The organism is Microbacterium sp., assembly GCF_051953575.1.
Taxonomy (GTDB): Bacteria; Actinomycetota; Actinomycetes; order Actinomycetales; family Microbacteriaceae; genus Microbacterium.
The window spans coordinates 1-6455 of sequence record NZ_JBQCIP010000086.1 but is presented as its reverse complement, the minus strand read 5'-3'; the positions used below and the strand labels follow the sequence as shown (position 1 = coordinate 6455).

At 72.6% G+C, this 6455-nt stretch carries 5 protein-coding genes and 1 pseudogene; 2 read left to right on the top strand and 4 right to left on the bottom strand.

Annotated features, from left to right (window positions below; all coding sequences use genetic code 11):
- Positions 1–132 precede the first annotated feature (132 nt).
- Positions 133–1077, top strand: a complete 945-nt coding sequence (locus tag ACTHNQ_RS06145) for a Ppx/GppA phosphatase family protein (RefSeq protein ID WP_440332016.1) — start codon at positions 133–135, stop codon at positions 1075–1077.
- A gap of 13 nt (positions 1078–1090) precedes the next feature.
- Here ACTHNQ_RS06145 and ACTHNQ_RS06140 read toward each other — a convergent pair whose 3' ends face one another.
- From ACTHNQ_RS06140 to ACTHNQ_RS06125, 4 genes are all read right to left on the bottom strand, one after another.
- Positions 1091–1846, bottom strand: coding sequence for a TetR/AcrR family transcriptional regulator (locus ACTHNQ_RS06140; RefSeq protein WP_440332014.1), 756 nt, complete (start codon positions 1844–1846; stop codon positions 1091–1093).
- A 213-nt stretch (positions 1847–2059) separates the two neighbouring features.
- Entirely contained in the window at positions 2060–4036 is a 1977-nt protein-coding gene (locus ACTHNQ_RS06135) for a glycoside hydrolase family 32 protein (RefSeq protein ID WP_440332012.1), read from the bottom strand.
- A gap of 117 nt (positions 4037–4153) precedes the next feature.
- The gene (locus ACTHNQ_RS06130) at positions 4154–5122 is read right to left on the bottom strand and encodes a family 43 glycosylhydrolase (RefSeq protein WP_440332010.1); all 969 of its coding nucleotides are present in this window, start codon (positions 5120–5122) and stop codon (positions 4154–4156) included.
- Between the two features lie 83 nt (positions 5123–5205).
- Positions 5206–6141, bottom strand: coding sequence for a carbohydrate kinase family protein (locus ACTHNQ_RS06125; protein ID WP_440332008.1), 936 nt, complete (start codon positions 6139–6141; stop codon positions 5206–5208).
- 80 nt (positions 6142–6221) lie between these two features.
- Here ACTHNQ_RS06125 and ACTHNQ_RS06120 point away from each other — a divergent pair.
- A pseudogene (locus ACTHNQ_RS06120) lies at positions 6222–6455 on the top strand (hypothetical protein); the annotation flags it as partial.

Sequence of the window (6455 nt, the reverse complement as noted above, 5' to 3'; positions counted from 1 at the left end):
GGGGTGTGCCCTGAGAGCCTCACTCTCTCTTGTGGTGGGGGGGTGTGGGGGCCCGGGGGGGGGGACGGCGCCCCGCCCAGCCGGCGCCCGCCCCGGCCCCCCCAGCGGGGGCCGCCCCGCTACTCTTTGTCCGTGCGCTTGGGAGTTCTCGACATCGGCTCGAACACGGTCCACCTGCTCGTCGCCGATGTGAGGCCCGGCGGGCGACCGCTGGCCGCCACGAGCAAGCGCACGGTGCTGCGCCTCATGCGCTACCTCGCGCCCGACGGCTCGATCACCGACGAAGGCGTCACAGCCCTCGTGGCCGCTGTGTCGGAGGCGCGCGAGGTCGCCGCCGCCGAGCATGTCGACGAGCTGCTCGCGACCGCGACCAGCGCCGTGCGCGAGGCGACGAACGGCCCTGCCGTCATCGCGCTCATCGAGGAGGCGCTCGGGCAGCCCCTCCAGGTCCTCGGCGGAGAGACCGAGGCGCGGTACACGTTCCTCGCCGTCCGCCGGTGGTTCGGGTGGGCGGCCGGCCAGATCCTGCTGTTCGACATCGGCGGCGGCTCGCTCGAGCTCGCGGCCGGAGCCGACGAGCTGCCCGAGGCGGCGGCGTCCGTCCCCCTCGGTGCAGGACGCATGACGATCCAGTTCCTCCCCGACGACCCGCCGGGCGAAGACGCGGTCGACCGGCTGCGCCAGCACGCGCGCGCGACGCTCGCGCCGGTCGCGGAGTCGTTCGGGTCGCTGGCCCGGCCCGACCACGTCGTGGGCTCGTCGAAGGCGATCCGGTCGCTGGCGAAGCTCGTCGGCTACCCGGTCCCCGGCTGGTCGGGGATCGAGCGGATGCTACTCCCCCGCGCCGCGCTCGGCTCGTGGATCCCCCGACTCGCCCGCATCCCCGCGTCCGCCCGCCAGGAGCTTCCGGGCATCACCCCCGACCGCACGTTCCAGATCGTCGCCGGCGCCGTGGTGCTGCACGAGGCCATGCGGGCGCTCGATGTCGACGAGCTCGAGGTCTCTCCGTGGGCGCTGCGCGAGGGCGTGCTGCTGCGCTACATCGAATCGCTGAGCTGGAGCGCGCCGGACGCCTGAGGCGCCGCTGCGCTCAGGCGTCGGGCTCGGTGAACATGGCGTACACGCCGTAGACCGCGAGGGCCGCCACGTGCCACTCTTCGGGCTCGTCGTCACCCAGCGCCACGTGGCGTGAGGTGTCGACCCTCGCGGGGGCGATGCGGCGGTGGTCCGACATCCCGTCGATCGTGGCCATGATCGCGACCGCGAGATCCCGGGCGTCCACGCCGGGCCGCATCCGCAGCCCGAGCGCGTCGTTGAGCGCGCGGTACATCGCCGCCATCCGCTCCAGGTACCGGTCCTCGATCTCGATCAGCAGCGCCCGGATCTCATCGCCGCCCGGCACGCTGTCGCCGCTCGCGAGGGCCGCCGACATCGTCCGGTAGGCCCGATACGCCACGGAGTCCTCGACCGCGACGATGTTGTGGGCGACGGCGAGCCGGACGGCGCGTCGGAGCGCGATCTCGCGTGCGTCGCGCCCATCGGCGCCGGCGCCGTCGGCGATCACGCCCCGGATCAGCTGCAGCGTCTCGCCGTCGAACCCGGCCTCGAAGCCTGCATCCGCCTCGAACAGCGCACGGACCAGGTCGGCGACGAAGGCGACACGATCGGGCCAGATGCGGAACACCGTGGAACGCGGGACCCCCGCGGCGCGGATGAGGTCTTCCATCTCGATGTTGGCATAGTCGAGCAGCAGCCCTTCGGCATGCACCCGTTCGACAGCGGCGTCGAGCATGAGCGCACGGGTCTCGCCTGCCGGCCGCCGCGATCGTGAGTTGGAAGCAGGCATGTCTCGATTATCGCCCGGGCGACTCTCGACCGCTGAGCACTCACCGTCCCGGACGGGCCGCGGTGCCGGGTCCCCAGCGCCCGGCACCGACCTGACCCGTCACGGCATGGGGCCGCTGAGATCGTGCACGGATCCCCAGAATCCCCGCCCTGTCACTCTATGGACTAGGAGTCTCATGTCTCAAGTCTCACGTCTCAGCCTCCCAGCCCTGCATCAGTCGCTGAGCACGATCTGATCCACCATGAGGTGACCCCACGCGCCGGTCGCGTCGTCGAGGATCTGGAACTGCGCGGTCCGTCCGGCGAACTCCCGCACGTCCCATTCGACAGCACGCAGATCGGGCGAATCCTCGCCGGTGGCGGTGCGCACCGGCTGCCCGTCGATCAGCAGCTGCACGGAGGCCGCCGGATCCACTCCCAGCGCGTGATCCCCGCCGCCGATCAGGAAGTGCAGGGCGTTGCGGTCGATCGTGAACGGCGGCGACGTGATCGCGCCGGTCGCGGTATCCCCTCCGCCGGCGAAGGTGTCGGCGACCTTCGCGCCGACCTGGCCACGCAGGTCTGCGGCCGTGGGACCCGCGACGGCGAAGCTGCCCGTGGCCGTCCAGCCGGTCCCCCACGTCGCCCCCTCGAAGTCCGCGATCACCCGGGCGGGCCGCTGGACGACGCTGCCGAACTCGGTGATCGTCAGGTCATGGAAGGTGGCCGGGCCGCCCGACGAGTACAGGGCGATGCCGTCGTCGCCCGGAGGCGCGAAGACCTGGCTCGACTGGACGTACCGGCCGTCGTCGACGAACAGCTCGATCGTGGTGCGGTCGACGAGCACGCGCAGGTGCACCATGCCCGCCGCGCCGCCGAAGGGCGTGCGGCTCTCGGTCTTCCAGGTGCCCGCGGGATACCCGGTCTGACCGCGGTTGAGGTACGCGTAGTCCGTCGTGACGCCGACGTCGGCATGGCGGGTGCCGTCGTCCGACCGGCGCAGCTGCAGACCGAGGTTCCTCGCGGTCTGCCACGTCACGTCGGCCTCCACCTGGTACGCGTCACCGCGGTACGAGAGCGGCAGGAAGCCGTCCACCGTCACGTCGCCCAGTGCCGTGCGCGAGGTGGCGATGCCGGCGAGCGCGGCGACCGGCTGCGAGACGAGGCTGTACGACGGGCCGAAGCGCTTGAGGCGCACCTCGCGCGTGATCGAGTCGGTGCCGTTGAACCCGTCGGCCGCCCACGTCGGCGTCGAGTGCGCGTAGTCCCAGTTGTTCATCCAGCCCACGGCGTACCGCCGATCCAGCGGTGCGGCCGGGTCCTCCCACGTGACCGCGCCGTACCAGTCGAACCCGTGGTCGAGCCACTGCGGCGTCGCGCGGTCGAACGCGAACGACGTGCCGTCGAAGTCGCCCGTCCAGTAGGCGTACGTCGCCGGCTCGTTCGTCGCGTAGCCGTTCGCGCTGACGCCGAAGACCCACTTCACCGTCCCGTCGTCGGCGCGGATGCGGAACAGGTCGGGGCACTCGATCGTGCCGATCCCGCTGTTCGCGTACTCCCACCTGCGCGTCCAGCTCTTGAGGTCGGGCGAGGTGTAGAAGCTCACCCGGTCGCGTTCGGCGATGAGCGCCACCCAGCGGCCGCGCTCGGCATCCCACACGACCTTGGGGTCGCGGAAGTCGGCGCGCCCGCCGTTCGGTATGACAGGAGCATCGCCGTAGGGGCGGAAGGTGCGGCCGCCGTCCGTCGAGTACCAGAGGAACTGGGCCTGCGGCCCGGACGCGTTCGCCTGCTGCGCGGGCGTCGGGTGGTCCATCTGCGTCACCAGCATCACGACGGCGCCGGCGCCGAACCCGGCCGTGTTCGCCGTGTCGACCACGGCGGACCCCGACCAGAGGTCGTAGTTCGCGTTCGTCTTCTTGGGGGCGGCGACGCCCTGGTCGGCGAAGACGACGCCGTCGTACGTGGTGGCGAGCCGCCACGCGGTGCCGAAGTTCGCCGCCGGATCGGCGTCGTAGTCGCTGTTGTAGAGGTAGTAATAGTGGAACTTCCCGTCGACGTAGACCGGTCGCTGCGGGTCGTTCTTCCAGTGGTCTGGCACCGTGAAGTGGTACTGCGCACGGTACTCGTCGGCCGTCGTCGCGGCCGTGGCGGGTGGCATCGCCAGCCCGGACGCTCCCACCGCCAACACCGAGATCGTTGTGACGAGCATGCGCGTGCGCCCTCGTCCTGAAGCTGACACCATCGTCAATCCCTTCTCGCGCGGACGCGCCGCGTCTGGTGGCGGAGCCGGCCGGGGCGCGTCCGCGGTGTCCCGGCCGGCTCCGACTCAGGCGATCGGCAGGCGGGCGGCATCCACTCGCACGAGCCGGCCGCCCTTCCACGCGACCGGCATCGGGTCGGTGATGCCGCCGACGAATCCGCCGTCGTCCCCGGCGTTGCGGAACGCGAACAGCAGCCACTGACCGTCGTCCCGCCGACGCAGCAGACGCCCGACGTACAGGCTCTCGTCGGTCAGCGGATAGGCCGCATCCACGTCGTAGGGTCCGAGCAGGCTCTCGGCGGGGAGGACCCAGGTGCCTCCTCGGGTCTCGCGGCGCGACGGCATCGCGTGTGCGCCCAGGCACGAGAAGATCACGACGGGGCGACCGTCGACCACCTCGGCCTGCAGCACTTCCAGCTGCCCGAAGCCGTCGCCGCTCGGGGCGGTCAGCGGCTCGCGCAGCTCCCACGTGCGCAGATCGGCCGACCACGCGTGACCGATCACGCCGCGCCCGTACACGGGGCCCTCGGGCGCCCGCGCGGTGACGAGCATGTGCCAGCCGTCGCCGTCGGGATCGGCGAAGACCCACGGGTCGCGGAAGGCCTCGTCGTGCCAGTCGCCGCTCGACAGCTTCTCGTACCAGGGCCCTCGCGCCTCGGCCACGGGGCCCGGAGCCTTGGTCCACACCTCCAGGTCGCGCGATGTCGCGTACCCGATGCGCTGGACGTTCTTGCCGTCGGGCGCGAGCGACGAGCCGGTGTAGAAGAGGAACCACGTGCCGTCGGGATGCCGCACCACCGAGCCGGTCCACGTCGCCAGGTCGTCGAACGCGGGTGCATCGCTGCGCACGAGCGCATCGGCCACCTGCGTCCACTCGACGAGGTCGGTCGAGACCGCGTGCCCGATCGACGCACGGTAGTGCCGTGCCTCGGGGTCGTGCAGGGCGCGAGAGGCGTAGAGGAAGAAGAGGTGGTAGCGGTCGCCGTCGTCGGCGAACCAGTAGTCCCAGACCCAGGAACCGGGAAGATCGAACACAGGAAGTCCTTCGAGATCATGCGCGCAGCGCGCGAGGGTGTGCAGAATGCGCCCGTGGCGGGGCGGTGCGATCGGTGCCGGCGTCAGGCGGCGAGGGTGGTGAGCTCGGCGCGCCGCGGCGGGTTCGCCCCGGCGCGCGCGACGGTGATCGCCGCCGCGCGTGCGCCGTGCCGCAGGAGCGCCTCCAGTTCGGAGGAGGGGATGCCGCCGCCGCCCGCAGCCCGAAGCCCGCGGCCGGTGGCGCCGGCCGAGAGCAGCCCGTCGATCAGCGCGCCCATGAAGGTGTCGCCCGCTCCGACGGTGTCGACGACCTCGGTCGCGACACCCGGCACCGAGACGACGTCGCCGCCGGCCGTGACCGCCAGCGCCCCGTCGGCGCCGAGCGTGACGACGACGAACGATGGTCCACGTGCGGCCCATCGGCGGGCGACCTCGAGCACGTCGTCACCCGGCTGCAGCCACCGGAGGTCCTCGTCGCTCGCCTTCACGACATCGGCGAGCGCCACGAGCTCCTCCACCCGGGCCCGCACCGCGGAGGCATCGTCCACGAGCGACGGGCGGATGTTCGGGTCGTACGTCACGAGAGCCTGAGGCCTCGCGGCGCGGACGAGGCGCGCGACCTGCTCCGCGCCCGGCTCGATCACCGCGGCGACCGAGCCGACGTGCAGCAGGTCGACGTCGCCGACGAGCTCCGGCAGCTGCGCGGGGTCGTCGACCAGAGATCGGTCGAGGTCGAACTCGTACGTCGCGGCGCCCGACGGGTCGAGGTGTGCCGTCGCGGTCGCGGTGCGTGCGGCATCCACTCCCCTGACCTCGACCCCGGACTCGTCGAGCCACCGCCGCAGCCGGATGCCCCGCTCGTCGCGACCGAGCCGCGTGACCAGGACGGGTGCGCGGTCGAGGCGCCCGAGCGTGAGCGCGACGTTCGCGGGACTCCCGCCGGGCGTCTCTTCGACGATCCCCGACCCGCGGTGCACGATGTCGACGAGCGCCTCGCCGACGACGAGGACGTCGTCCACAGTGAGCCTCCCGGGGTCGGGACGGATCGTACCGGGGGCTGGGTGCGGCGGCGCCCGTGGCGAGGCGGCACGATGGACGCGTGAGCACCGCCGCCGGCCCGCAGACCCCGCCCCCGACGCCCGGGGCGGACGAGCCCGCGTCGCCTCCTCCCGGCCCGGCCCGCAGGGGTGTCCGCGGGACGTGGGTCGACCTGGTCCGGACCATGCTCGTCGTGCTCGCGTTCGTGGCCCTGATCGTGCTGCTCGTGCCGCGGCCGGGGGAGTTGCCGCGCCCGGCGGTCGACGCGCCGGCCGCCGCGACGGCGGCGGCGTCC